The 24,486-nt window shown below is 61.0% G+C and carries 23 protein-coding genes; 11 read left to right on the top strand and 12 right to left on the bottom strand.

The window, feature by feature from the left end; genetic code table 11:
- Positions 1 to 32: 32 nt before the first annotated feature.
- From ACA046_RS21630 to ACA046_RS21660, 7 genes are all read right to left on the bottom strand, one after another.
- The gene (locus ACA046_RS21630) at positions 33 to 1,451 is read right to left on the bottom strand and encodes an FAD/NAD(P)-binding protein (protein WP_497674933.1); all 1,419 of its coding nucleotides are present in this window, start codon (positions 1,449 to 1,451) and stop codon (positions 33 to 35) included.
- 86 nt (positions 1,452 to 1,537) lie between these two features.
- The gene (locus ACA046_RS21635) at positions 1,538 to 2,125 is read right to left on the bottom strand and encodes a hypothetical protein (RefSeq protein WP_497674934.1); all 588 of its coding nucleotides are present in this window, start codon (positions 2,123 to 2,125) and stop codon (positions 1,538 to 1,540) included.
- 145 nt (positions 2,126 to 2,270) lie between these two features.
- Positions 2,271 to 3,662: an LLM class flavin-dependent oxidoreductase gene (locus ACA046_RS21640; RefSeq protein WP_497674935.1), complete on the bottom strand. Its 1,392-nt coding sequence runs from the start codon at positions 3,660 to 3,662 to the stop codon at positions 2,271 to 2,273.
- Positions 3,662 to 4,003 (bottom strand): acyl-CoA dehydrogenase, encoded by a 342-nt coding sequence (locus ACA046_RS21645; protein ID WP_497674936.1) that lies wholly within the window; start codon positions 4,001 to 4,003, stop codon positions 3,662 to 3,664. Before ACA046_RS21645 ends, ACA046_RS21640 begins: the two co-directional genes overlap by 1 nt.
- A gap of 12 nt (positions 4,004 to 4,015) precedes the next feature.
- On the bottom strand, positions 4,016 to 5,212 hold the full coding sequence (locus ACA046_RS21650) for an SfnB family sulfur acquisition oxidoreductase (RefSeq protein ID WP_497674937.1): 1,197 nt from the start codon (positions 5,210 to 5,212) through the stop codon (positions 4,016 to 4,018).
- A 237-nt stretch (positions 5,213 to 5,449) separates the two neighbouring features.
- A complete protein-coding gene (locus ACA046_RS21655; RefSeq protein WP_459022322.1) occupies positions 5,450 to 5,815 on the bottom strand; it encodes a GreA/GreB family elongation factor in 366 nt (121 codons plus the stop codon).
- A gap of 152 nt (positions 5,816 to 5,967) precedes the next feature.
- The gene (locus tag ACA046_RS21660) at positions 5,968 to 6,531 is read right to left on the bottom strand and encodes a helix-turn-helix domain-containing protein (protein ID WP_003211741.1); all 564 of its coding nucleotides are present in this window, start codon (positions 6,529 to 6,531) and stop codon (positions 5,968 to 5,970) included.
- Between the two features lie 92 nt (positions 6,532 to 6,623).
- Here ACA046_RS21660 and ACA046_RS21665 point away from each other — a divergent pair, with 92 nt between their 5' ends.
- The 8 genes from ACA046_RS21665 to ACA046_RS21700 all read left to right on the top strand — a co-directional run bounded on the left by ACA046_RS21665 (position 6,624) and on the right by ACA046_RS21700 (position 14,758).
- Complete coding sequence (locus ACA046_RS21665) at positions 6,624 to 7,544, top strand: DMT family transporter (RefSeq protein WP_459022325.1); 921 nt, start codon at positions 6,624 to 6,626, stop codon at positions 7,542 to 7,544.
- 139 nt (positions 7,545 to 7,683) lie between these two features.
- Positions 7,684 to 10,605 (top strand): monovalent cation/H+ antiporter subunit A, encoded by a 2,922-nt coding sequence (locus ACA046_RS21670; RefSeq protein WP_076014178.1) that lies wholly within the window; start codon positions 7,684 to 7,686, stop codon positions 10,603 to 10,605.
- Positions 10,605 to 10,949 (top strand): Na+/H+ antiporter subunit C, encoded by a 345-nt coding sequence (locus ACA046_RS21675; RefSeq protein ID WP_003192163.1) that lies wholly within the window; start codon positions 10,605 to 10,607, stop codon positions 10,947 to 10,949. Before ACA046_RS21670 ends, ACA046_RS21675 begins: the two co-directional genes overlap by 1 nt.
- Positions 10,946 to 12,628, top strand: coding sequence for a monovalent cation/H+ antiporter subunit D (locus tag ACA046_RS21680; RefSeq protein WP_497674938.1), 1,683 nt, complete (start codon positions 10,946 to 10,948; stop codon positions 12,626 to 12,628). The genes ACA046_RS21675 and ACA046_RS21680 overlap by 4 nt, the downstream gene beginning before the upstream one ends.
- On the top strand, positions 12,625 to 13,113 hold the full coding sequence (locus tag ACA046_RS21685; RefSeq protein ID WP_459022330.1) for a Na+/H+ antiporter subunit E: 489 nt from the start codon (positions 12,625 to 12,627) through the stop codon (positions 13,111 to 13,113). The genes ACA046_RS21680 and ACA046_RS21685 overlap by 4 nt, the downstream gene beginning before the upstream one ends.
- Complete coding sequence (locus ACA046_RS21690; RefSeq protein WP_010209507.1) at positions 13,110 to 13,388, top strand: K+/H+ antiporter subunit F; 279 nt, start codon at positions 13,110 to 13,112, stop codon at positions 13,386 to 13,388. The genes ACA046_RS21685 and ACA046_RS21690 overlap by 4 nt, the downstream gene beginning before the upstream one ends.
- Entirely contained in the window at positions 13,385 to 13,753 is a 369-nt protein-coding gene (locus tag ACA046_RS21695; protein ID WP_017476995.1) for a Na+/H+ antiporter subunit G, read from the top strand. Before ACA046_RS21690 ends, ACA046_RS21695 begins: the two co-directional genes overlap by 4 nt.
- An 87-nt stretch (positions 13,754 to 13,840) precedes the next feature.
- A complete protein-coding gene (locus ACA046_RS21700) occupies positions 13,841 to 14,758 on the top strand; it encodes an SEL1-like repeat protein (RefSeq protein ID WP_459022334.1) in 918 nt (305 codons plus the stop codon).
- A gap of 155 nt (positions 14,759 to 14,913) precedes the next feature.
- Here the strand turns inward: ACA046_RS21700 and lepB are convergent, their stop codons facing one another.
- A complete protein-coding gene (lepB, locus tag ACA046_RS21705) occupies positions 14,914 to 15,582 on the bottom strand; it encodes a signal peptidase I (protein WP_076014184.1) in 669 nt (222 codons plus the stop codon).
- Between the two features lie 163 nt (positions 15,583 to 15,745).
- On the opposite strand from lepB, the gene ACA046_RS21710 reads away from it, so the two are divergent.
- Positions 15,746 to 16,297 (top strand): dihydrofolate reductase family protein, encoded by a 552-nt coding sequence (locus tag ACA046_RS21710; RefSeq protein ID WP_076014185.1) that lies wholly within the window; start codon positions 15,746 to 15,748, stop codon positions 16,295 to 16,297.
- Between the two features lie 652 nt (positions 16,298 to 16,949).
- Here the strand turns inward: ACA046_RS21710 and cysS are convergent.
- Complete coding sequence (gene cysS / locus ACA046_RS21715) at positions 16,950 to 18,338, bottom strand: cysteine--tRNA ligase (protein ID WP_497674939.1); 1,389 nt, start codon at positions 18,336 to 18,338, stop codon at positions 16,950 to 16,952.
- 15 nt (positions 18,339 to 18,353) lie between these two features.
- Positions 18,354 to 20,054 (bottom strand): glutamine--tRNA ligase/YqeY domain fusion protein, encoded by a 1,701-nt coding sequence (locus tag ACA046_RS21720; RefSeq protein ID WP_076014187.1) that lies wholly within the window; start codon positions 20,052 to 20,054, stop codon positions 18,354 to 18,356.
- 246 nt (positions 20,055 to 20,300) lie between these two features.
- On the opposite strand from ACA046_RS21720, the gene ACA046_RS21725 reads away from it, so the two are divergent.
- The gene (locus ACA046_RS21725) at positions 20,301 to 20,804 is read left to right on the top strand and encodes a peptidylprolyl isomerase (protein ID WP_076014188.1); all 504 of its coding nucleotides are present in this window, start codon (positions 20,301 to 20,303) and stop codon (positions 20,802 to 20,804) included.
- Entirely contained in the window at positions 20,801 to 21,550 is a 750-nt protein-coding gene (lpxH, locus tag ACA046_RS21730; RefSeq protein ID WP_497674940.1) for a UDP-2,3-diacylglucosamine diphosphatase, read from the top strand. The genes ACA046_RS21725 and lpxH overlap by 4 nt, the downstream gene beginning before the upstream one ends.
- Positions 21,551 to 21,668: 118 nt before the next feature.
- Here lpxH and ACA046_RS21735 read toward each other — a convergent pair whose 3' ends face one another.
- Positions 21,669 to 23,201: a DHA2 family efflux MFS transporter permease subunit gene (locus tag ACA046_RS21735; RefSeq protein ID WP_497674941.1), complete on the bottom strand. Its 1,533-nt coding sequence runs from the start codon at positions 23,199 to 23,201 to the stop codon at positions 21,669 to 21,671.
- Positions 23,202 to 23,265: 64 nt separating this feature from the next.
- Positions 23,266 to 24,483 carry an HlyD family secretion protein gene (locus tag ACA046_RS21740; RefSeq protein ID WP_459022341.1) on the bottom strand — a complete coding sequence of 406 codons (1,218 nt, stop codon included), beginning with the start codon at positions 24,481 to 24,483 and terminating at the stop codon, positions 23,266 to 23,268.
- Between the last annotated feature and the right edge of the window lie 3 nt (positions 24,484 to 24,486).

Here is a 24,486-nt window from a genome sequence, read left to right on the forward strand (position 1 = left end):
CTATCGCAGGCAAGCCAGCTCCCACATTAGATTTAGAGGTGTGCCAACCTGGCGGCGAGGGCCTTGGCCTGGATCGCTACATCCGTCACCGCGGTACTTTCCCACCACATCCCGCGCAACGGTGGGCCCATGGCAAACAGTCGCTGGCTGACCTGCCCGTTGGCATCCAGCACCGCCCCCGACACAGCCGCCGCAATCCCCAAGGCCAACGGCCCGGGTTGAATCAACCCACGTTTGAGCAACTGTCGGGGCAGCGGCCTGGCCACCCGCCGCCAGTCATATTCAATCCCGCTGGAGTTGATCAGCGCCGCCCCTGACACCTGGACGACTTCCTGCTCGCCACGAGGGCGCAGCCGGATGGTGACATCACCCTCGGAAGGCACCAGCCCCTTGTACGAAGCTGCCCGAATCCGCAACCGCCCTTCCCCCTGCAACCGCGCCACCAACTCGGCACTCAGGGGTGGCGAGCGGTGGTGATGGCTTTCCCACCAAGGCCGAATATGCCACACGAACTGGCGTTTCTCGGCCTCGCTGGCCTGGCTCCACAAACGCCCGATATTGGCGCGCACGGTGTCCAGCGGCGCTTGCCAGTCAATCCCCTGCTCCAGCGCGAGCTTGCATTGGCGGCGTACTTCCCGCAGCAATTGCCGAGGGCTGCGCAAGCGGTGGTCTTCTCCCAGGAAATCGACCCAGGCCGGCGGCTGCCGGCGCACGTGGGGCAGCAGGCCGTGGCGCGAAAAAATCTCGATGGGCCCGCGATGGCCGGCCTGTTCCAGTGAGACTACGGCATCCACCATGGTCAGCCCGGAACCGATGATCAGCACCGTGGAGTGCGGGTCCAATTGGATCATGGCCTGCACATCCCACGGGTCGACCGCCGCGGCATTCAAGCCGCTGGATTCGGTCTGAGGTGTACGCGCTGCCGGGAACATGCCGGTGGCTAACACGGCAAACGCACCGCGCAGTTGCTGGCCGTCGCTCAAGGTCAGCAGCGTGGCGTGTTCATCCACCTCAAGGTCTGTCACCTCAGCCCGGACATGCTCGACGGTCGACGCCGATAGCGCCCTGGCCTCCGCCAGCCGTTGTTGCGCATACAAGCCAAAAATTCCGCGGGGCGGAAACAGTTCGCTGATGGGCACGTGTTGTTGGTCCGACTCCGGCCAACCGCCTTTGGCAATGTAATCCGTCAGCCATTGGGTCAGGTCATCGGCGTTGTCCGGGTCGACGCTCATGCGTGCGGCGTTGCCGTTCAGGGTGTGGCCGAGTTCCACCGCACTGTAGGCCTCGCCGCGCCCCAGTTCCTGACGCGGCTCAATCACCAGGATCTGCCGCTTGCCCGGCAGGCGCAGCAGTTGCACCGCCAGCATCGTCCCGCTCAAGCCGCCGCCGACAATCAGCACATCAGCGTTGCGAATGGCGCTCGTCGCCTGTCCGCGTTCGGTTTCACTCATGAAATTGCGCCCTTACTGTCTGCCTGAATGGTTGTGGTAAAAATCGCCCCGCGCAGTATCCAGCACATCGACCCGGGACGCCTAGTTCAGCCCGACTGCGGGAAGCCCAGGCTTTGGCCGCTGCTCAGCCATTGCGCCAGCACCGCCGCCAAGCCGCCTTGCCAGTGGGTGCTCTCCTCGCTCCACAATTGGGTTTTGCCGGATGGCTGCCACCAGCGGCAGAGCCGTTGCGAGGTGTCCACGGGGCCGACCTGTCGCACAAGCGCCACCGGCAGCAGCCCATGGATGTACGCGTGGGTAGGACGAATGCGCCACACCTGTTGCTGCAAGGCGGCGGGCTCCAGGTCGTCCGCCAGGGTCAGAATTTGGCCACCGATCACCTGGGCGGCCAGGGCCAGCAGCAACAAACCGGGTTCGAAGGCACCGCTCAGGGCCAGCCGCGACTGCTCGGTAAAACCCTGCTGACGCAAGCCATCGGCCAGACGCTCGACGTCGCGCAGGGTGTCAATCCAGCGCCAGGCGTACCACTGGCCGTCACGTTTGTGGCGCAGGGCGTTGTGCAACGGGGTCACCTGCGCCCAATGGTGCAACTGCGCCAATGCCTTGGGCAACATCGTGACCCGTTCGGCGGGCCATTCCACATCCAGCGGAAGTTCGAGTTCATGCACGCTCATAGGGTGATGCTCCTATTGGTGAAACGAGCATGCGGTGGTCCGCTGGCCGGGTTGACTCACGTAGCAGCTGCCGAGCCTTGGCGAGGTTGCGTTTGCGGTGTGTCAGGCAGGCCGCTGACGCAGCCTCGCCAAGGCTCGACAGCTGCTATGCGACGTTTGTCTTGCGCAAGAGACCAAGGTCACGATAGCTGGCCCCGGTATGGTTGTCCGCCAACCGCGCGCCGTCTCCAAATAACTTTTCCCGCAGGGTGCCTTGGGCGTATTCAGTTTTGTACACACCGCGCTTCTGCAGCTCAGGCACCAGCAACTCGACTGCATCGATAAAGGTTTCGTGGGTCAATGCATAGGCCAGGTTGAAGCCATCCACATCGGTCTCCTCAACCCACTCCTGCAACAGGTCGGCCACGGTTTCCGGGCCGCCGACAAACAACGGGCCGAAGCCGCCGATGCCGACCCAGTCTGCCAGTTCATTCGGGGTCCAGACCTTGTTCGGGTCTGCGGTGGAGAAGGCTTCCACGGCCGATTGAATGGCGTTGGTGTGCACATGCTTGAGGGGTTCATCGGGCTTGAACTGGCTGAAATCGATACCGGTCCAGCCGGAGATCAGGGCCATTGCGCCTTCATAGCTGACGTAGGATTTGTATTCGTCGAACTTGGCCTTGGCCTTGGCGTCGGTTTCGGCAACGATCACGGTCTGCAGGTTGAAGATCAGGATTTTCTTTGGATCACGGCCTGCCTCAGCCGCACGCCGGCGGATGTCAGCGACGGTTTTCTTCAGCAGCACTTTCGACGGTGCGGCGACGAAGACGCATTCGGCCTGCTCGGCGGCGAACTGCTTGCCCCGGCTGGAAGCGCCGGCCTGGTACAGCACCGGGGTGCGTTGTGGCGAAGGCTCGCAGAGGTGAATGCCGGGCACCTGGAAGTGTTTGCCGACGTGACGGATCTCGTGGATCTTGCTCGGATCACTGAAGATCCGCCGCTCGCGGTCGCGTAACACGGCGCCCTCTTCCCAGCTGCCTTCCCAGAGTTTGTAGCAAACCTCCAGGTATTCCTCGGCGTAGTCGTAGCGCGCGTCGTGTTCGGTCTGGGCTTTCTGGCCGAGGTTCTTCGCGCCGCTTTCCAGGTACGAGGTGACAATGTTCCAGCCGACGCGGCCCTTGGTCAGGTGATCGAGGGTGGAAAGGCGCCGGGCGAACGGGTACGGGTGCTCGAAGGACAGTGAAGCCGTCAGGCCAAAACCCAGGTGTTCGGTGACCAGCGCCATCGGTGCGATCAGCGACAGTGGGTCGTTGACCGGCACTTGGGTGGCCTGGCGAATCGCCGCGTCACCGTTGCCGTTGTAGACGTCGTAGATGCCCAGCACGTCGGCGATAAACAGGCCGTCGAACTTGCCGCGCTCGAGGATTTTCGCCAGGTCGGTCCAGTATTCCAGGTCCTTGTACTGCCACGAGCGGTCACGCGGGTGCGCCCACAAACCCGGTGACTGGTGGCCGACACAGTTCATGTCGAAGGCATTCAAGCGGATTTCACGAGGCATTAAACAGTACTCCGGGGGGCGACACCGTTGAGGTGGTAGTTGCCGACAATCTGGTATTTCCAGCGCAAGGGATCATCAAGGGTGGGTGGCAGTACGGTGCGCTGGCCGGTGAGTTCGAATTCGGCGTTGCTGGCGGCGATGAGGGCTTCGGCGGCTGCGATCTGCGCTTCGGTGAGGGCAACCGGGCTGGGGTGGGTTTCGGCACGTTCAAACAAAGCGGCCGCGACCTCCACGCGAATCTGCAAATCGCCGAAGCGGCTGATCACGTAGGGGTCATCACTTTTCTCGACAAAGCGCCGGGTGCTTTCCAGCAGTTGGCGCGCCTGATTCAGTGCGGTCATGGATAAAGCTCCTCAGTTCCAGGCATGGCGTGCAGGCTTGACGCCGTTGAGCACGAAGTTGCCGATCAGGTGGTATTTCCAGCGGGCCGGGTCATGCAGGGTGTGGGTGCGTGCGTTGCGCCAGAAACGGTCGAGGTTGTGCTTGCCGGACACCGAGCGGGTGCCAGCCAGTTCGAAGAGCTTGCTGCTGGCGAGCAGCGCGGTTTCCGCCGACAACACCTTGGCCTGGGCGACCACCAGCGACGCGTTGGCCACCGTGTCTTCGTTGGGATTGGCCAAGGCCTGGTCTACGGCAACGCCGGCCTTGGCGAGGATCGCTTCGGTGCCGTGGACCCGCCATTCCAGGTCGCCTATGGCGGCAATGGTGAACGGGTCTTGCCAGCCGTGATCCTGCTGGCTGTCGATCCAGGGCCGGGCCTGGCGGGCATGAATCTTGGCTTGTTCCAGGGCACCGAGGGCGATGCCTGTGTCGACGGCCGCCTGGATGATTTGCGAAATCGGGCCGTTGGCGGTGGGCTGATCGAAGGCCTGGTGGGCGGGAATCACCGCACTGAGCGGCACCTTCACGCCGTCGAGGGTCACGCCCCCGCTGGCGGTGGTACGTTGGCCAAACCCGTCCCAACTGTCGACCACTTGCAGGCCCGGCGCGTCGCGTTCGACAAAGGCAATGAAGGCCTGGTCTTTTTCGTTGACGCCCACAGTCGGCACGATATGGGCGAACAGTGCGCCGGTGCAGTAGAACTTCTCGCCATTGATGTACGCGCTGTCGCCGTCAAAGCGCACTTGCGTATCAAAGGTGCCGGCGTTTTTGCTCTTGGCCTCGGAGAAGGCATTACCGAAGCGATAACCCTGCAAGACCTTCGCGAAGTAGTGCTGCTTTTGTTCCTCGCTGGCGGTTTGCAGGAGGATGTCGACGACGCCCAGGTGGTTCTGCGGAATTTGCCCCAGCGACGGGTCGGCGGCGGATATCAGCTTGATCACCTCGGCCACCGTCACATTGGACACCCCGGCGCCACCGTAGGCCTTGGGAATGGTGATGCCCCACAGGCCGCTGGCGGAAAATTCATCCAGCTCGGCTACCGGCAGGCGTCGTTCGCGGTCACGCACACCGGCCTCGACGGCAAAACGCTTGGCCAGCTCGGTGGCGACGGCAATGGCTTCGGCGTCTGAACGAATGATGTGGGCAGGTTGCAGGGGTTGGGCTGACATGGGCCGACTCCAGGCTCCAGAGAGATACTGGGGTAATTGCAGGAGTCGTGCCTGAATCCAATGATCAATGAAATCAGCGGGTTGCCGGTAAATCAGGGAAGTCGTTGGCGGTTCAAAACAGCAAAGTGTCCAACCACTGTTGCGCTGCCAACAGTTGATCATTCGGGAGCAAGGCCCCGTGGTGGCTTTCAATACCGGCGACACTGACTTCGGTATTGAAAGCCAACTCACTACCACTCAGGCGTCGGTAGGACGGTCGTTCACGATATAAAAACTGTGGTCAGAAGGACGCTCGTCATGTCCATCTTGACGCACGCTATATTTTCCCTCCACCACCTCATGGCGGAAGACAGTACCGTTCACAACAGCTTTGTATTGGTTCTCCAGCGACTCTACCTCGATGTAACCAAACAGCAAGCCATTCCCCCTGACCGTCCACCTGATTGTTTGCCCGATGGCCAGTCCCGGATACGCGGGAATAATGATCGAGGCTTGCCCACCCTGCATCTCGGGATAATTCACATGGTTTCCGTAAGAGGGATTAATCCGTGGACGGGGAAGCAAGTCACTACTCTTTATGTGCTTTGAGTCTTGCGTTGTCATCAGTCTGCTCTCCATTTAGTGAAGCCAGCTGCCCCTTCCTCCCGCGCTCCGATTGAGCCAGTTCTCTGAGCAGTAACTCCCACACTAGATTCAACCCAACGCTGATGTAAGCTGTGAAATCTGACAGTTGACAACACTTAAAACCGAGAGTCTTAAATCACCACGTTACGCACAAACCGCACCGCCACGTCGCCGTCATTGCGATAGGCGTGAAGGTAGCGACTGGCGAACATCAGGAACTCACCGGTGGCGACGTTTTTTTCCTCATCACCCAGCACCAGCGTCAGCGTGCCTTCGAACACAAACAACTGCACGCTCCAGCCCTCGGGGTCCGGCTCGGGCATGTAGCGATCGCCGGGCTCCAGGCGCATCTCCCATAGTTCCACTTCGCGACGCGCGGTGGCTTTGGCCAGCAGCACGGCTTTGCTGCCGGGGATGTCACCGGCCCAGGCCAGTTCGTTGATACGGCTGTGATCAGCGGCATCCGGGGCCTGGATCAGGTCGCTGAAGGCCACGTCCAGGGCTTCGGCCACTCGGTCAAGGGTCGACAGGCTGACGTTCTTCTCCCCCGCCTCGATTGCCACCAGCATGCGCCGGCTGACACCGGACTTTTCGGACAACGCCGTCTGGCTCAATTCGGCCGCATGGCGCAAACGCCGAACGTTCTGGCTGACGTGTTGCAGGACCGAGGCCCGTTGTGGATTTTCTTTGTGCACTATATTGCTCACAGGGTGGGGTTGCGCAGTATACTGCCCAGCTTGCGGCGCATTGTGCGGTCCGCGCCCCTACTGTGCAAGACCGAGCCGCCATGACCACCTCCCCCTTTTTTTCCCGTTTCAGCAAAGCCGAATGTGTATTGGTGGTGATCACCATGTTTTGGGGCGGCACCTTTTTGCTGGTGCAGCACGCCATGGCCGTGAGCGGACCGATGTTTTTTGTCGGCCTGCGGTTTGCGGCGGCGGCTGTGATCGTCGGGGCGTTCTCATTGCGCAGCCTGCGAGGCCTGACGCTGTTTGAGTTGAAGGCCGGGTGCTTTATCGGTGTGGCGATCATGTTTGGCTACGGTTTGCAGACCATTGGCTTGCAGACGATCCTGAGCAGCCAGTCGGCATTTATTACTGCGCTGTATGTGCCGTTCGTGCCGCTGCTGCAATGGCTGGTGCTGGGACGGCGGCCGGGGTTGATGCCGAGCATCGGCATCATGCTCGCGTTTACCGGGCTGATGCTGCTGACCGGCCCGGCCGGGGCATCACTGAATTTCAGCCCCGGTGAAATCGCCACGCTGATCGGTGCGGTGGCGATTGCCGCCGAGATCATCCTGATCAGCGCCTTTGCCGGGCAGGTGGATGTACGCCGGGTGACGGTGGTGCAACTGGCCACGGCCTCAGTGCTGTCGTTCCTGATGGTGGTGCCCATGGGAGAGGCGCTGCCGGGGTTTTCCTGGTTGCTGCTGTTCAGCGCGGTGGGCCTGGGGCTGACCAGCGCGGTGATTCAGGTGGCGATGAACTGGGCGCAGAAAAGCGTCTCGCCGACTCGCGCCACACTGATTTATGCCGGTGAGCCGGTGTGGGCCGGCGTGGTCGGGCGGATTGCCGGCGAACGCTTCCCGCCGATTGCCATGGTGGGCGCGGCGTTGATTGTGGCGGCGGTGATTGTCAGTGAGATGAAAACCCGGGGGCAGAAAGCGCTTGAAGCGCAGGATGAGTTGGAACAGGAAACCCAGGGCTAGGGTTTGCTGTCCCACCCACTGAAACAATGCCAAACAGTCTTTTTCAGCCTACCTTGTAGGATCCTGCCACATCTTGCCGTTTGGTGATCAAGATTCCGGCACGTATGATGCATCCCAAACTCCCGCAGATTAGAAGCCTATGTCCCTGATAGTTCTACTGCTTCTGCCCTTTATCGGCAGCTGTCTCGCGGCCTTGCTGCCGCACAACGCACGTAATACAGAGTCCCTGTTGGCCGGCCTCGTTGCCCTGGTCGGGACTGTTCAAGTCGCCCTGCTCTACCCCCAGATCGCCCACGGTGGTGTGATACGTGAAGAATTCATGTGGTTGCCCAGCCTCGGGCTGAACTTCGTATTGCGCATGGACGGTTTCGCCTGGTTGTTCTCGATGCTGGTACTGGGCATCGGGACCCTGGTGTCGCTGTACGCCCGTTATTACATGTCGCCGGAAGACCCGGTGCCGCGTTTCTTCGCGTTTTTTCTGGCGTTTATGGGCGCCATGCTTGGCCTGGTGATTTCCGGCAACCTGATCCAGATCGTGTTTTTCTGGGAGCTCACCAGCCTGTTCTCGTTCCTGTTGATCGGCTACTGGCACCACCGCGCCGATGCCCGGCGTGGCGCCTATATGGCGCTGATGGTCACCGGCGCAGGCGGCTTGTGCCTGCTGGCAGGGGTGATGCTGCTCGGGCATATCGTCGGCAGCTACGACCTGGACCAGGTCCTGGCTGCAGGTGATCAGATCCGTGCCCATTCGCTGTACCCGATCATGCTAGCCCTGGTGCTGATCGGCGCCCTGAGCAAAAGTGCGCAATTCCCCTTCCACTTCTGGCTGCCCCACGCCATGGCTGCACCGACGCCGGTGTCGGCCTACCTGCACTCGGCAACGATGGTGAAGGCCGGCGTGTTCCTGCTGGCCCGCCTGTGGCCGTCGCTGTCCGGCAGCGAAGAGTGGTTCTGGATTGTCGGCGGTGCCGGCGCCATTACCCTGCTGCTCGGCGCTTATTGCGCCATGTTCCAGAACGATCTCAAGGGCCTTTTGGCCTACTCCACCATCAGCCACCTCGGGCTGATCACCTTGCTGCTGGGCCTCAACAGCCCGCTGGCTGCCGTCGCCGCGGTATTCCATATCCTCAACCACGCCACCTTCAAGGCGTCGCTGTTCATGGCGGCGGGGATCATCGACCACGAAAGCGGCACCCGTGACATTCGCAAGCTCAGCGGCTTGGTGAAGCTGATTCCGTTTACCGCGACGCTGGCGATGGTCGCCAGTGCGTCCATGGCCGGCGTGCCGCTGCTCAACGGTTTCCTGTCCAAGGAAATGTTCTTCGCCGAAACCGTATTTATCTCCGCCACTGCCTGGGTTGAAATCGCCCTGCCGGTTATCGCGACTATCGCCGGTACCTTCAGCGTGGCCTATGCCCTGCGCTTTACCGTGGATGTGTTCTTCGGCCCTAAAGCCACCAACCTGCCTCATACTCCGCACGAGCCACCACGCTGGATGCGCGCGCCGGTGGAATTGCTGGTGTTTACCTGCCTGCTGGTGGGGATTTTCCCGGCCCAGGTGGTCGGTTCGATCCTCGCGGCTGCCGCCCTGCCGGTGGTCGGCGGCGAGCTGCCGGAGTACAGCCTCGCCATCTGGCACGGCTGGAACGCACCAATGATCATGAGCCTGGTGGCCATGTCCGGCGGTGTCGTGCTCTACCTGCTGCTGCGCAAGCAGCTCAAGCTGGGCCGCTTCAAATACCCGCCGATCATCAGCTACTTCAACGGCAAGCGCGGCTTCGAGCGCTGCCTGGTGGTGATGATGCGCGGGGTGCGCAAGATCGAAAAACGCATCAGCACCAAGCGCCTGCAAACCCAGTTGTTCCTGCTGGTGCTGGCGGCGGTGATCGCCGGCTTGATCCCAATGCTCTACAGCGGTATCAGTTGGGGCGACCGGCCAAAGATCCCGGGTTCCATCGTGTTCGTCACCCTGTGGTTGCTGGCAATTGCCTGCGCCTTGGGCGCCGCCTGGCAAGCCAAGTACCACCGGCTGGCGGCCCTGACCATGGTCAGCGTGTGCGGCCTGATGACCTGCGTGACTTTCGTCTGGTTCTCCGCGCCGGACCTGGCGCTGACCCAATTGGTGGTGGAAGTGGTCACCACCGTGCTGATCCTGCTGGGCCTGCGCTGGCTGCCACGGCGGATCGAAGAAGTTTCGCCACTGCCGAGCTCGTTGCGTAAGGCACGCATCCGCCGTCTGCGGGACTTCCTCCTGTCCACCGTTGTTGGTGGCGGCATGGCGCTGCTCTCCTACGCGATGCTGACCCGCCAGACCCCGAACGATATCTCGTCTTTCTACCTCAGCCGTGCCCTGCCCGAAGGCGGCGGCAGCAATGTGGTGAACGTGATGCTGGTGGACTTCCGTGGGTTCGACACCCTGGGCGAAATTACCGTGCTCGGCGCCGTGGCGCTGACTGTCTACGCCCTGCTACGCCGCTTCCGCCCTTCGAAAGAAAGCATGGAATTGCCAGCGCAACAGCGCCAGTTGGCACCCGACGTAGCCACCGACCTGGTCAACCCGCGCCAGGCCAGCGACACCGCCTTGGGCTTCATGATGGTGCCGGCCGTGCTGGTGCGCCTGCTGCTGCCGATTGCCCTGGTTGTCTCGTTCTACCTGTTCATGCGTGGCCACAACCAACCGGGCGGCGGTTTTGTTGCCGGGCTGGTGATGTCGGTGGCGTTCATCCTGCAATACATGGTTGCCGGCACCCAGTGGGTCGAGGCGCAGATGAGCCTGCGACCGATGCGCTGGATGGGCTTTGGCTTGCTGTCGGCAACGTTGACCGGGCTTGGCGCACTGTTTGCCGGCTACCCCTTCCTCACTACCCACACCTGGCACTTCAGCCTGCCGGTGCTGGGCGACATCCACGTCGCCAGCGCGCTGTTCTTCGACGTCGGCGTGTACGCCATGGTGGTCGGCTCGACCTTGCTGATGCTCACCGCCCTGGGCCACCAATCGGTGCGTGCCCATAAACCCAGCAACCAGGCGAAAGCCGTTGCCAGCCAAGGAGGAGCCGCCTGATGGAAGAAGTCATCGCAATTGCCATTGGGGTCCTGGCGGCCTCCGGCGTCTGGCTGATCCTGCGGCCACGAACGTTCCAGGTAGTAATGGGCCTGTGCCTGCTCTCCTACGGGGTCAACCTGTTCATCTTCAGCATGGGCAGCCTGTTTATCGGCAAGGAGCCGATCATCAAGGACGGCGTGCCGCAAGACTTGCTCAACTACACCGATCCGCTGCCCCAGGCCCTGGTGCTGACGGCGATCGTGATCAGCTTCGCCATGACCGCGCTGTTCCTGGTGGTGCTGCTGGCGTCCCGGGGCCTGACCGGCACTGACCATGTGGATGGCCGGGAGCCCAAGGAATGACCTGGATGAATCAACTGATCATCGCGCCGATCCTGCTGCCGTTGCTGACCGCCGCGCTGATGCTGATGCTCGGCGAGAAACACCGCCCGCTCAAGGCGCGGATCAACCTGTTCTCCAGCATGGTCGGCCTCGGCATTGCCGTGCTGTTGCTGTACTGGACCCAGCAAGGCGGCCCCGGTTCCATCGGTGTGTACCTGCCGGGCAACTGGCAGGTGCCATTCGGCATCGTGCTGGTAGTGGACCAACTGTCGGCGATGATGCTGGTGCTCACCGGGATCATCGGCGTCAGCGCGCTGTTGTTTGCCATGGCCCGTTGGGACCGTGCCGGCACCAGCTTCCATGCACTGTTCCAGATTCAGTTGATGGGCCTGTATGGCGCCTTCCTGACCGCCGACCTGTTCAACCTGTTCGTGTTTTTCGAGGTGCTACTGGCGGCGTCCTACGGCTTGATGCTCCACGGCTCCGGTCGGGCGCGGGTGTCATCGGGGCTGCATTACATCTCGATCAACCTGCTGGCTTCGACCTTGTTCCTGATTGGCGCAGCGCTGATCTACGGCGTCACCGGCACCCTGAACTTTGCCGACCTGGCACTGAAAATCCCCCTGGTACCCGAGGCCGATCGCGGCCTGCTGCACGCCGGTGCGGGTATCCTCGCCGTGGCGTTCCTGGCCAAGGCCGGCATGTGGCCGCTGAACTTCTGGCTGGCGCCTGCCTACTCCTCGGCGAGTGCGCCGGTGGCGGCGATGTTTGCGATCATGACCAAGGTCGGCGTGTACACCGTACTGCGCCTGTGGAATCTGCTGTTCTCCGGCCAGGCGGGTGCCTCGGCGCTGTTTGGCGGCGACTGGCTGATCTATGGCGGCATGGCGACCATCGTCTGCGCGGCGCTGGCGATGATCGCCGCGCAACGCCTGGAACGCATGGCCAGCCTGAGCATTCTGGTGTCCGCCGGGATCCTGCTGTCGGCGGTGGGGTTTGCCCAGCCAAGCCTGACCGCCGGGGCGCTGTTTTATCTGGTCAGTTCCACCCTGGCGTTGAGCGCGCTGTTCCTGCTGGCCGAGCTGATCGAGCGTTCGCGCTCGGCCAACGACATGCCCCTGGACGATGAAATCGAAGCCCTGCCCAAGGCCATGGAATCCCTGCATCCACCGCCCGGCACCAACCTCGACGATGAACAGAAAGCCGTAGTCGGCCAGGTCATTCCCTGGACCGTCGCCTTCCTCGGCCTGAGTTTTATCGCCTGTGCCCTGCTGATCATCGGCATGCCGCCGCTTTCCGGGTTTATCGGCAAGCTGAGCCTGCTCAGCGCGCTGATCAACCCGATGGGGCTGGGCAATGCCGTCGACGAACCGGTGCGCCCGGCGGCGTGGGGCCTGGTGGCGCTGTTGATCTTCTCCGGCCTGGCCTCGCTGATCGCCTTCGCCCGCCTCGGTATCCAGCGTTTCTGGACCCCGGAAGAACGCCCGTCGCCGCTGTTGCGCCGCTTCGAGTGCGTGCCGATTTTCTTCCTGCTGGGCCTGAGCATCGCCCTGACCTTCAAGGCCGAGCCGCTGATGCGCTACACCCAGGCCGCCGCCGAGAGCCTGAACAACCCGGAGCATTATGTGATGGCGGTCATGGCCACGCGCCCGGTGCCGAGCCCTGAAGCCAAGGCCGCCGCATTGGAGATGCAGCCATGAAGCGTCTGTTCCCTGCCCCGTGGCTGTCGTTGGCGCTGTGGTTGTTGTGGCTGGTGTTGAACCTGTCTGTCAGCCCCGGCAACCTGCTGCTGGGTGCGATTCTCGGTTTTGCCGCACCGCTGATGATGGCGCCGCTGCGCCCGTTGCCGATCCGCATCCGCCGCCCGGGCGTGATGCTTCGCCTGTTCTTCATGGTGGGCCGTGACGTGATCCTCTCCAATCTTGCCGTGGCCTGGGGCATCCTGGTCTGCAGTTCGCGTCCTCCGCGCTCGCGCTTTATCAAGATCCCGCTGGACCTGCGGGATGCAAACGGCCTGGCCGTGCTGGCGATGATCACCAGCGTGACGCCGGGCACCGTGTGGTCGGAACTGGCCCTGGACCGCAGCATCCTGCTGATTCACGTGTTCGACCTGGATGACGAAGCGCAGTTTATCGAGCACTTCAAACACGCCTACGAACGGCCCCTGATGGAGATCTTCGAATGAGCGCCCTGCTCTCCAATGCGATCCTGTTGAGCCTGTTCCTGTTTTCCCTGGCCATGGTGCTGACGTTGATTCGCCTGTTCAAAGGCCCGTCGGCCCAGGACCGGGTCCTCGCGCTGGATTACCTGTACATCCTGGCCATGCTGATGATGCTGGTGCTGGGCATTCGGTATGCCAGTGACACGTATTTTGAAGCGGCATTGTTGATTGCGCTGTTTGGTTTTGTGGGGTCGTTTGCCCTGGCGAAATTCCTGCTGCGTGGGGAGGTGATCGAATGATCAATGTGGGTGTGTTACCGCTGTGGGTTGAAGTGATCGTCGCGGTTTTATTGGTGCTTAGCAGCCTGTTTGCGCTGATTGGAGCGATTGGGCTGTTGCGGATGAAGGACTTCTTTCAGCGCATGCACCCGCCGGCACTGGCCTCGACGCTGGGGGCGTGGTGTGTGGCGTTGGCCTCGATTATCTACTTTTCGGTGCTCAAGTCCGGGCCGGTGTTGCACGGTTGGTTGATTCCGATCCTGCTGTCAATCACGGTACCGGTGACCACCTTGTTACTGGCCAGGACCGCGTTGTTTCGCAAGCGCATGGCCGGGGACGATGTGCCGGCTGAAGTCAGTAGCCGTCGGACCGACAGCGGCAGCTGAAAATACAGATAACTATCTGTCACCCCGGCCCTGACTCCCCCACGTACCTTTATCGGACAACCTACCTTTCCGATACAGGTAAAGACCATGTATACCCATTCCGATGCACTGACCACGCTGTTTGATTTACTCAACTCGCTGAACGCGCTGATTTCACAATTGACCACCCAGCAACAGGCCGCCAAAAAGCGAGGTCTCGAGTTGTATCAACTCGGTGAATTCGAAGAGTGCGAAACTCACCTGACCATCTCCGCTGCGGCCGGCGATGCCCCCTCCCAATACACCTTGGGCGAAGCCATTCGGCGCCGGGTCGGCAGTGTCAGCCCCGAGGCCCAGACATGGTATCGCCTGGCCGCCGACCAGGATCATGTGTACGCCCTGATGCGCCTGGGTGGCGAAACCAACCTGGCCAAAGCCAAGACCCTCGCCCAGTCGGGTGCCGACGCAGGCGACGGTGAGGCGATGCTGCAACTGTACGAGCTGACCCAAGACCGTTCATGGCTTGTAAAGGCAGGTGATGCAGGCTGCGCAGAGGCCTATTACATCGCCGCGCTGCTGTTTGACAAAAACCAGGCCAGTGACAATCGCGACTCCATGTTGAGGTATGCGGCCTTCAAGGATTTTCCACCCGCGATGACGTGGCTGTGCAACATGCCAACCTATTACCGAAACCTTGACTACCAACGCACTTACTTGCAGAAAAGACTGGCCCTCAATGAACTCGATGGAGTGATGACCTACGCCGCAGCGCTCGCCCGTTTCAATGTCGAAGAGACCAGCCGCTACTACTATCCTACGAACCTGGTCCATGCGTATGGGCTGTATTGGTTGGTCATGGACAGTACCCGGCAGAATGCGCGGCATCAGGAGGCTGCAGCCTATCTGCAGCAACTGAGCGAGTTGAGCGCCACGCAAATAGAAACCGCCAAGGCGTATGGCCTCCAATGGAAAGCCGATCACCCAGCCCTGTCGGAGTTCAGGTTGACCTACAGCGATTTGAAATAACCGAGGGCCCGAGGTGACCGTGGCAAGCCCCCCAACATTCGCCCGCGCCCCCCCGTGCTGCGAGCGCTTATTGGAGTTTCTGCGAGTGGTTTTTTTCACGGCCCCGGCTGATGGTCCGCGCTAAGGGCGCTGGGTCCGAAAGCGTGATCAGCCCACTACAGTATCGGCGCGCCAAATCGGCCCAATCGTGGCATCCAATGGTCCAGGATCTGCGCTGACGCCAGGATATGGTGGGCGTGTCCGATCAACAGCCGACGCGGCACGAACCCGATGTATCGGGAGTCATCGCTGTTGTCGCGGTTGTCGCCCAGCATGAAGTAACTGTCGGCAGGCACCACCACCGGGCCGAAGTTTCGTAACGCCCGTACTGTCGGCATGAACTGAATCGTGCGCTGGCTGTTGTTCGCAAGCTCGGTCAGTTTGATCCCTGGGACGGTCTGGCCAGGTGCGATAGGCTCGCTGATGTCCTGGCCATGGCTGTAGGTGGCCGGTGTGCCGTTGACCCACAGCACCTCATCGCGCATTTCCAGGGTGTCGCCGGGGATGCCGACGATGCGTTTGATCAAACGGATGCCGTCCTTGGGTGAGGAGAACGTGACTACATCGCCGCGCTGGGGGTTATCCAGTTTGGCCAGGGATATGTCCGTCAGGGGCAACTTGAGGTCGTATGCCACGCGGTTGACCAGTACCACGTCGCCCTCTAGCAACGTCGGGCGCATGGAGCCGGACGGGATGGGGTTCCAGTCGGCCAGGGACGTGCGGAACACGCCGAAGCACAGCCAGAAGATGATTGCGTAACGGTAGCGGATTAACCAACGGCGCATAGAGCCTCGCACTGCAAAAAAAGGGGTGTCGGCCTGCGCCAGGCAACCCATGGTTATTTTTGGTAATGGTCGCTTATTGCATCGGAAGATTAAATTAACATTAGCGTTACCGGCCAATCACAGCCGGTGTTTTCAAGCCCACAGAAAAGGAGTTTCACGCCCCATGGATATCAAATGCTCGGTCTTTATCGCAGCCAGCGTCGATGGCTTTATTGCCCGGCTTGACGGGGATATCGAGTGGCTTCATCGGCCGGAGTACGACGGGGCCGAATTGAGCGGTGTGACCTATGAAAACTTCATTGGCACGGTTGATGCTTTGGTGATGGGACGCAAGACCCTGGAGAAAGTGTTGTCCTTCCCGGAGTGGCCCTATGAGGGTATGCCGGTTATAGCGCTCTCTCGGCAATCGGTTGAGATACCTGCGGAGTTGAAGGGCAAGGTTGAGGTGGTGAGCCAGGATGTCACCAGCCTCGTGGCAGCGTTAGCCGAGCGCGGGATGAAACACCTGTATATCGATGGAGGCCAGACGATTCAGGCGTTTCTTGAGGCGGGGTTGATTGACGAGATGATCATCACGCGTATTCCGGTTGTGCTGGGTCAGGGGATTCCCTTGTTCAGCCAGTCGGGTGGCGAGCATGAGCTTCGGCATATCGGCACGTATGCGTCGGATAATGGGTTTGTTCAAAGCCTGTATGAGGTCAGTGGCAAGCGCTGATGCTCATTGAGCGATTGGGTTGAATCGAGTACATATCCGTTTTTTTGGTGAGGGCAGATATGGGTTCCGCTCTTACAGCGGCTCACTTTTGAACAGCGCAAAAGTAAGCAAAACGCTCTTGCCCCACCACTCGGCACCTCGCTTGGGCTCGGTGTGCCCTCAGCTCCGGCAGCACGAAGCGGGCCGCCGCGACGGGGCGTCCCTGCCCCGTCGCGGCTAAACCGGCGTCCTGCCGGTTTACCCGCTCCGTACTGTCTACGTTCGGCCAGCGTGGTTTAACGGGGCGCCTAAGATCAAGATCAAAAGCAAGAGCACAGCGGCCTACCGGCCGGCTTGAGTGTGGTGGAGCAACAGCAACAGCAAAATCTAAAGCGGGCACGGTCCAAATGTGGGAGCGGGCTTGCTCGCGAAGGTCGTTAACGATGACGTTGGCATCCTGGATGAACGCGGCGTTCTCAGGTTTTTCGCGAGCAAGCTCGCTCCTACAGGGGAGCAGCTTTGTTTTTGAACTCGAGCAGGCTTTGCCTGCACTTGAATGTGTCAACTATGTCTGCGCACAGGGGTCCGGTCAGCGACCCGTTGTAAGTTATGCACCAAAAAAAACGCCCCGAACCAGTCGGGGCGTTTTCATTCAGCATTCAGCATTCAGCAATCAAGCCTGATCAGCCAACCGCCACGTCGTCCCACCCTTCCCGTCTTCCAACACCACACCCATCGCGGTCAGTTGGTCACGGATACGATCAGACTCCGCCCAGTCCTTGTTGGCCCGGGCAGTCAAACGCGCCTGAATCAGCGCATCCACTTCAGCGGCATCCACACGCCCTTCAGCGCCCGCCTGCAGGAAGTCATCGGCTTCCATCTGCAGCACGCCCAGCACGCTTGCCAGCTCTTTCAAACGTGCGGCAAGCCCCGCCGCTGCGTCGAGATCGCTCTCGCGCAGGCGGTTGATCTCGCGCACCATTTCAAACAGCACCGCGCAGGCTTCCGGTGTACTGAAGTCGTCGTTCATCACTTCGGTAAACCGCGCAACGAACGCTTCGCCGCCCGCAGGTGCCACGGAGGGCAGGCCTTTCAGCGCGTGGTAGAAACGCTCCAGGGCGCCTTTGGCGTCCTTGAGGTTGTCTTCCGAGTAGTTGATCGCGCTGCGGTAGTGGCTCGATACCAACAGGTACCGCACCACTTCCGGGTGGTATTTCTCCAGCACGTCGCGGATGGTGAAGAAGTTGTTCAAGGACTTGGACATCTTCTCGCCATTGATGCGAATCATGCCGCAGTGCATCCACGCGTTGGCGTAGGTCTTGCCGGTGGCCGCTTCGCTCTGGGCGATTTCGTTTTCGTGGTGCGGGAACTCGAGGTCGCTGCCGCCGCCATGAATGTCGAAGGTCTCGCCCAGGCAGCAGGTGGACATCACCGAGCATTCAATGTGCCAGCCCGGACGCCCGGCGCCCCATGGCGACTCCCAGCTCGGCTCGCCGGGCTTGGTGCCTTTCCACAGGACGAAATCCAGCGGGTCTTGCTTGGCTTCGTCGACTTCGATCCGCGCACCAATGCGCAGGTCTTCGATTTTCTTGCGCGACAGCTTGCCGTAGCCCATGAACTTGGCGACGCGGTAGTACACGTCGCCATTGCCCGGGGCGTAGGCGTAACCCTTGTCGATCAGGGTCTGGATCATCGCGTGCATGCCCGGGATATGGTCCGTGGCGCGCGGTTCCATGTCCGGTTTAAGGATGTTGAGGCGTGCCTCGTCCTCGTGCATCGCAGCAATCATGCGTTCGGTCAGCGCGTCGAACGACTCGCCGTTTTCGTTGGCGCGATTGATGATCTTGTCGTCGATGTCGGTGATGTTGCGCACATACGTCAGGTCATAACCGCTGAAACGCAACCAGCGGGTCACCAGGTCAAAGGCAACCATGCTGCGGCCGTGGCCGATGTGGCAGTAGTCGTATACGGTCATGCCGCACACGTACATGCGCACCTTGTTGCCATCCAGCGGCTTGAAGACTTCTTTGGTTTTGCTGAGTGTGTTGTAGATCGTTAGCACGATGAATCCCTTAGATCACTGGCCCCACGAATCACGCAAGGTCACGGTACGGTTGAATACCGGAGCACCGGGTTTCGAGTCCTTGATATCCGCGCAGAAGTAACCTTCGCGCTCGAACTGGAAACGGTCTTCCGGCTGTGCGTCGCCAAGCGATGGCTCGGCACGACAACCAGTGAGAACTTGCAGCGAGTCAGGGTTGATGTTGTCCAGGAAACTGGCGCTGTCTTCGGCCTTCTCGGGGTTAGGCGAGCGGAACAGGCGATCGTACAGGCGCACTTCACATTCGATGCTGGCCGCAGCCGGTACCCAGTGCACGACACCTTTGACCTTGCGGCCTTCCGGGTTCTTGCCCAGGGTTTCCGGGTCGTAGGAGCAACGCAGTTCGACGATGTTGCCATCGGCGTCCTTGATCGCTTCGTCGGCACGGATCACGTAGCTGCCGCGCAGGCGCACTTCGCCGTTCGGCTCCAGGCGCTTGTAGCCTTTTGGCGGCTCTTCCATGAAGTCATCGCGGTCGATGTAGATTTCACGGGCGAACGGCAGCTTGCGCACGCCGAGTTCTTCTTTCTGCGGATGACGCGGCAGTTCGAGGTTTTCGACCTGGTCTTCCGGGTAGTTGGTGATCACGACTTTCAACGGACGCAGCACGCACATGGCGCGCGGTGCGTTCGCGTCGAGGTCCTGACGGATGCTGAATTCGAGCATGCCGAAATCCACCACGCCGTCGGAACGGTTGGTGCCGACCATGTCGCAGAAATTGCGGATCGACGCCGGGGTGTAGCCGCGACGGCGGAAGCCCGACAGCGTCGACATGCGCGGGTCGTCCCAGCCGAATACGTGCTTTTCATCAACCAGTTGCTTGAGCTTGCGCTTGCTGGTGATGGTGTAGTTCAGGTTCAGGCGACTGAACTCGTACTGACGCGGGTGCGCCGGTACCGGCAGGCTGTCGAGGAACCATTCGTACAGCGGACGGTGGCTTTCGAACTCCAGTGTGCAGATGGAGTGGGTGATGCCTTCGATAGCGTCCGACTGACCGTGGGTGAAGTCGTAGTTCGGGTAGATGCACCACTTGTCACCGGTCTGGTGGTGGTGGGCGTGGCGGATGCGGTACATGATCGGGTCGCGCAGGTTCATGTTCGGCGAGGCCATGTCGATCTTGGCCCGCAGTACGCGCTCGCCGTCCTTGAATTCGCCGGCTTTCATGCGGGCGAACCAGTCCAGGTTCTCTTCTACCGAACGGTCGCGGAACGGGCTGTTCTTGCCCGGCTCGGTCAGGGTGCCACGGTATTCCTTGGCTTGTTCCGGGCTCAGGTCGTCGACGTAGGCCTTGCCTGCCTTGATCAATTCCACCGCCCAGTCGAACAACTGGTCGAAATACTTGGAGGCATAGCGCACTTCACCGGACCATTCAAAGCCCAGCCACTTGATGTCGCTTTCGATGGCGTCGATGTATTCCTGGTCTTCCTTGGCCGGGTTGGTGTCGTCGAAACGCAGGTGCGTGACGCCACCGAACTCCTGGGCCAGGCCGAAGTTCACACAGATCGACTTGGCGTGGCCGATGTGCAGGTAACCGTTGGGCTCAGGCGGGAAGCGGGTGACGATCTGCGTGTGCTTGCCCGAATCCAGGTCCGCCTGGATGATCGGGCGCAGGAAATTGACCGGGACGGCAGGTCCGGCCTTGGAATTCGAGGTAGGGTCGACAGTGGGCTTGCTCATAGGATCCTTGAACAGACGAAGTACTTGGCCGGGTGAGGCCGACAAACAAAGGGCTTATCATAGCCGATGCTGTCAAGGCCCTGACAGAGCGTGGCCAAAAACTGCTGCATTTATTGCACGGGCGGTAAAAAACCACCTCGAAATTCCCGCAGGTCACGCTAAACTGCGCGCCTTGGCTGCCGTTTTTGCCAAGCAGGTAAGGCGCAAAACGCCCAAACCCACGAATTCCTTGAAAGAGTAGTGAACATGACTCAAGTCAAACTGACCACCAACCACGGTGACATCGTCATCGAGCTGAACGCCGAGAAAGCGCCGATCACCGTCGCCAACTTCATCGAGTACGTTAAAGCCGGCCACTACGAAAACACTGTTTTCCACCGTGTCATCGGCAACTTCATGGTCCAGGGCGGCGGTTTCGAGCCTGGCATGAAAGAAAAGAAAGACAAGCGTCCTAGCATCCAGAACGAAGCGGACAACGGCCTTTCCAACGACAAGTACACCGTCGCCATGGCCCGTACCATGGAGCCGCATTCGGCCTCCGCGCAGTTCTTCATCAACGTGGCCGACAACGCCTTCCTGAACCACAGCGGCAAGAACGTGCAGGGCTGGGGTTACGCGGTATTCGGTAAAGTCACAGCCGGCACCGACGTTGTCGACAAGATCAAAGGTGTGCAAACCACTGGCAAGGCAGGTCACCAGGACGTACCGGTAGAAGACGTTATCGTCGAGAAAGCCGAGATCGTTGAGTGATATTGCTGATTTCAGATTTGCATCTGGAAGAGGAGCGCCCGGACATAACCCGGGCGTTTCTGGATTTACTGAACGGCCGCGCCCGTTCCGCCCAGGCGTTGTACATTCTGGGGGACTTCTTCGAAGCCTGGATTGGCGACGATGGGATGACGCCCTTCCAGCGCTCGATTTGCGAGGCTCTGCGCGAGCTGAGCGACAGCGGCACCCAGATTTTTATCATGCATGGCAATCGGGATTTCCTGATCGGCAAGGCGTTCTGCAAAGCCGCAGGCGCAACCTTGCTCAAGGACCCGAGTGTGGTGCAGCTCGCAGGCGAGCCCGTGCTATTGATGCACGGCGACAGCCTGTGTACCCGCGACCTTGGCTATATGAAGCTGCGGCGCATCCTGCGCAACCCCATCACGCTGTTCATCCTGCGCCACCTGCCCTTGGGCACCCGGCACAAGCTCGCGCGCAAGCTGCGCAGTGAAAGCAGCGCCCAGGTGCGGATGAAGGCCAACGATATTGTCGATGTGACGCCTGAGGAAGTACCGAGGGTGATGCAGGCGTTTGGCGTGCGTACGTTGGTGCATGGCCACACCCACCGCCCGGCGATTCACAAACTGCAGATTGGCGAGCAGGCGGCCAAGCGCATTGTGCTGGGGGATTGGGACAAGCAAGGGTGGGCGTTGCAGGTGGATGAGCAAGGGTTTCAACTGGCGGCGTTTGACTTCGTCAACCCACAGTTGGCACTGCCCGGCGCATAACAACTGCCCCCTCTGCGTAGCAGCTGTCGAGCCTTGGCGAGGCTGCGTTCGCGGTGTGTCTGATACACCGCTGACGCAGCCTCGCCAAGGCTCGACAGCTGCTACGTCAGGGAAAGGCTTAGTGGCCCGAAGCCTCCGGCCCGGCCTTCGCCGCAAACGGCGGTTTCGCCAGCCACACAATCACGATCAACGCCATGAACATCCACCCCAGCAACGTGAAGTAATCCACGGTGGACATCATGTACGCCTGGCTCGTCAGTATCTGATCCAGCTGCGCATACGCCTTGTGCCCTGCCCCACCGAGCGCCTGCAAGGCGTCCCGGGTGGCCGAGTCGTAGGTGGTCATGTTTTCGCTCATGTAGGCATGATGCTGGTCCGCCCGGCGAATCCAGATCCAGGTGGTCAACGAGGCTGCAAAGCTGCCGCCCAGGGTCCGCAGGAAGGTCGCCAGGCCTGCGCCGTCGGCGATTTGCGCCGGGGGCAGGTCGGACATCAGGATGCTCAAGGTCGGCATGAAGAACAACGCCACGCCGATCCCCATGAACAGCTGCACCAGGGCGATGTGCGTGAAGTCGACTTCATTGGTGAAGCCGGCCCGCATGAAGCAACTCAAACCGATCGCCAGGAACGCCAGGCCAGCCAGCAAGCGCAGGTCGAACTTGTGCGCATACTTGCCCACAAACGGCGACATCAACACCGGCAGAATCCCGATCGGCGCCACCGCCAGGCCCGCCCAGGTGGCGGTGTAGCCCATCTGGGTTTGCAACCACTGCGGCAGGATCAGGTTGATCCCGAAGAAGCCGGCATACCCCAACACCAACACAATCGTGCCGATGCGGAAGTTGCGGTAGGCAAACAGCCGCAGGTTGACCACCGGGTGCTCGTCGGTCATTTCCCAGATCACGAACACCGCCAGGGCGATGACCGAGATTACCGCGCCGATGATGATGAAGTTCGACTCGAACCAGTCCAGGTCGTTGCCCTTGTCGAGGATGATCTGCAAGGCGCCGACGCCGACGATCAGGCTCAGCAAACCGACGTAGTCCATCGGCTGGTAGCTGGTGACCACCGGGCGTTTCTTCAGCTGCGAACGCACCACCATCACCGCAAAGATGCCGATGGGTACGTTGATAAAGAAGATCCACGGCCAGCTGTAGCTGTCGGTAATCCAGCCGCCGAGGATTGGCCCGGCAATCGGCGCCACCACCGTGACCATCGCCAGCAACGCCAGGGCCATGCCTCGCCTTGCGGGGGGATAGACCGCGATGAGTAGCGTCTGGGTCATCGGGTACAGCGGGCCGGCGACCAGGCCTTGCAGCACCCGGAAGCCGATCAGCTCGGGCATCGAGGTGGAGATGCCGCAGAGAAACGAGGCCAGCACAAACAGGATGGTGGCCCACAGAAACAGCTTCACCTCGCCGAAGCGACGGCTCAACCAGCCGGTCAGCGGCAGCGCGATGGCGTTGCTCACCGCAAACGAGGTGATCACCCAGGTGCCCTGCTCCGAACTCACACCGAGGTTGCCGGAAATCGTCGGCAACGCCACGTTGGCGATGGTGGTGTCGAGCACCTGCATAAAGGTCGCCAGGGACAGGCCGATGGTGGCCATCAGCAAGCTGGGCGGCGTGAAGGAGGCGTTAGCGTTACTCATCGCGAATCCTGTGCAACATGATTGGCGCTACGGCCGCCGGGGCTGTAGCTGATGGATTGGCGAATCAGCGCTGGGCAGCCTTGGGAGCGGCAACGCTGTTGTCATGGATCAGTTGGGTGATCATCGCGTCAGCTTCGGCCAACTGGCGGTCGTACACGTTGGTGGTGAACGAGGCCTTTTGCGGCGCCTGCTGGGCCAGTACCGGGCCGCTCTGGTCGTGCAGGTCGACGTTGACCACAGTGGACAAGCCCACACGCAGCGGGTGCTTGGCCAACTCTTCGGCGTTCACATGGATACGCACCGGTACCCGTTGCACGATCTTGATCCAGTTGCCGGTAGCGTTCTGCGCCGGCAGCAAGGCAAACGCACTGCCGGTGCCCGCGCCGAGGCTGTCGACGGTGCCGCTGAATTTCACGTCGCTGCCGTAGATGTCAGATTCGATATCCACCGGCTGGCCAATACGCATATCCCGCAGTTGGGTTTCCTTGAAGTTGGCGTCGATCCACAGTTGATCCAGCGGGATCACGGCCATCAGCGCAGTGCCCGGCTGAACCCGCTGGCCCAGTTGCACGGTACGTTTGGCCACATAGCCGGTCACCGGTGCAATCAGGGTGCTGCGGGCGTTGGTCAGATAGGCCTGGCGCAACTGCGCGGCGGCGGCTTGCACGTCCGGGTGGGACGAAATCACGGTGTCGTCCACCAGCGCGCTGGTGGTCTTGAACTGCTGCTCAACGTTGGCCAGGGCGTTTTGTGCCGAGGTCAGGTCATCACGAGCGTGGGACAGTTCCTCTTGGGAAATCGCCCCGCCGGCCGCCAGGTTTTTCCGACGGGCGAAGTTGTCCTGGGCCTTTTGCACGTTGGCTTTCTGCGCCAGCACCTGGGCTTTCATGCCATCGACGTTGCTGTACAAGCCACGCACCTGGCGCACGGTGCGGGCCAGGTTGGCCTGGGCACTTTGCAGGCCGACGGCGGCATCGTTGGGGTCGAAGTTGATCAGCACCTGGCCTTCATGGACCAAGTCGCCATCGTCGGCGCCGATGCTCACCACGGTGCCGGTCACCAGCGGGGTGATTTCCACCACGTTGCCGTTGACGTAGGCGTCGTCGGTGCTTTCGCTGAAGCGGCCATACAGTTCGTACCAACCCCACACGCCAACGGCGCCGAGGATGACGATCAGCGCCAGGACAAACAGCATGACTTTGCGTTTGCGCGGGTTGCTGGTGGACGGTTGTTCAGCCTTTTTTGTTTCAGGAGCGTTGTTGCTGGTTTCGGCAGTGGCCATGAC

The sequence above is a fragment of the Pseudomonas sp. LBUM1641 genome, assembly GCF_059716235.1.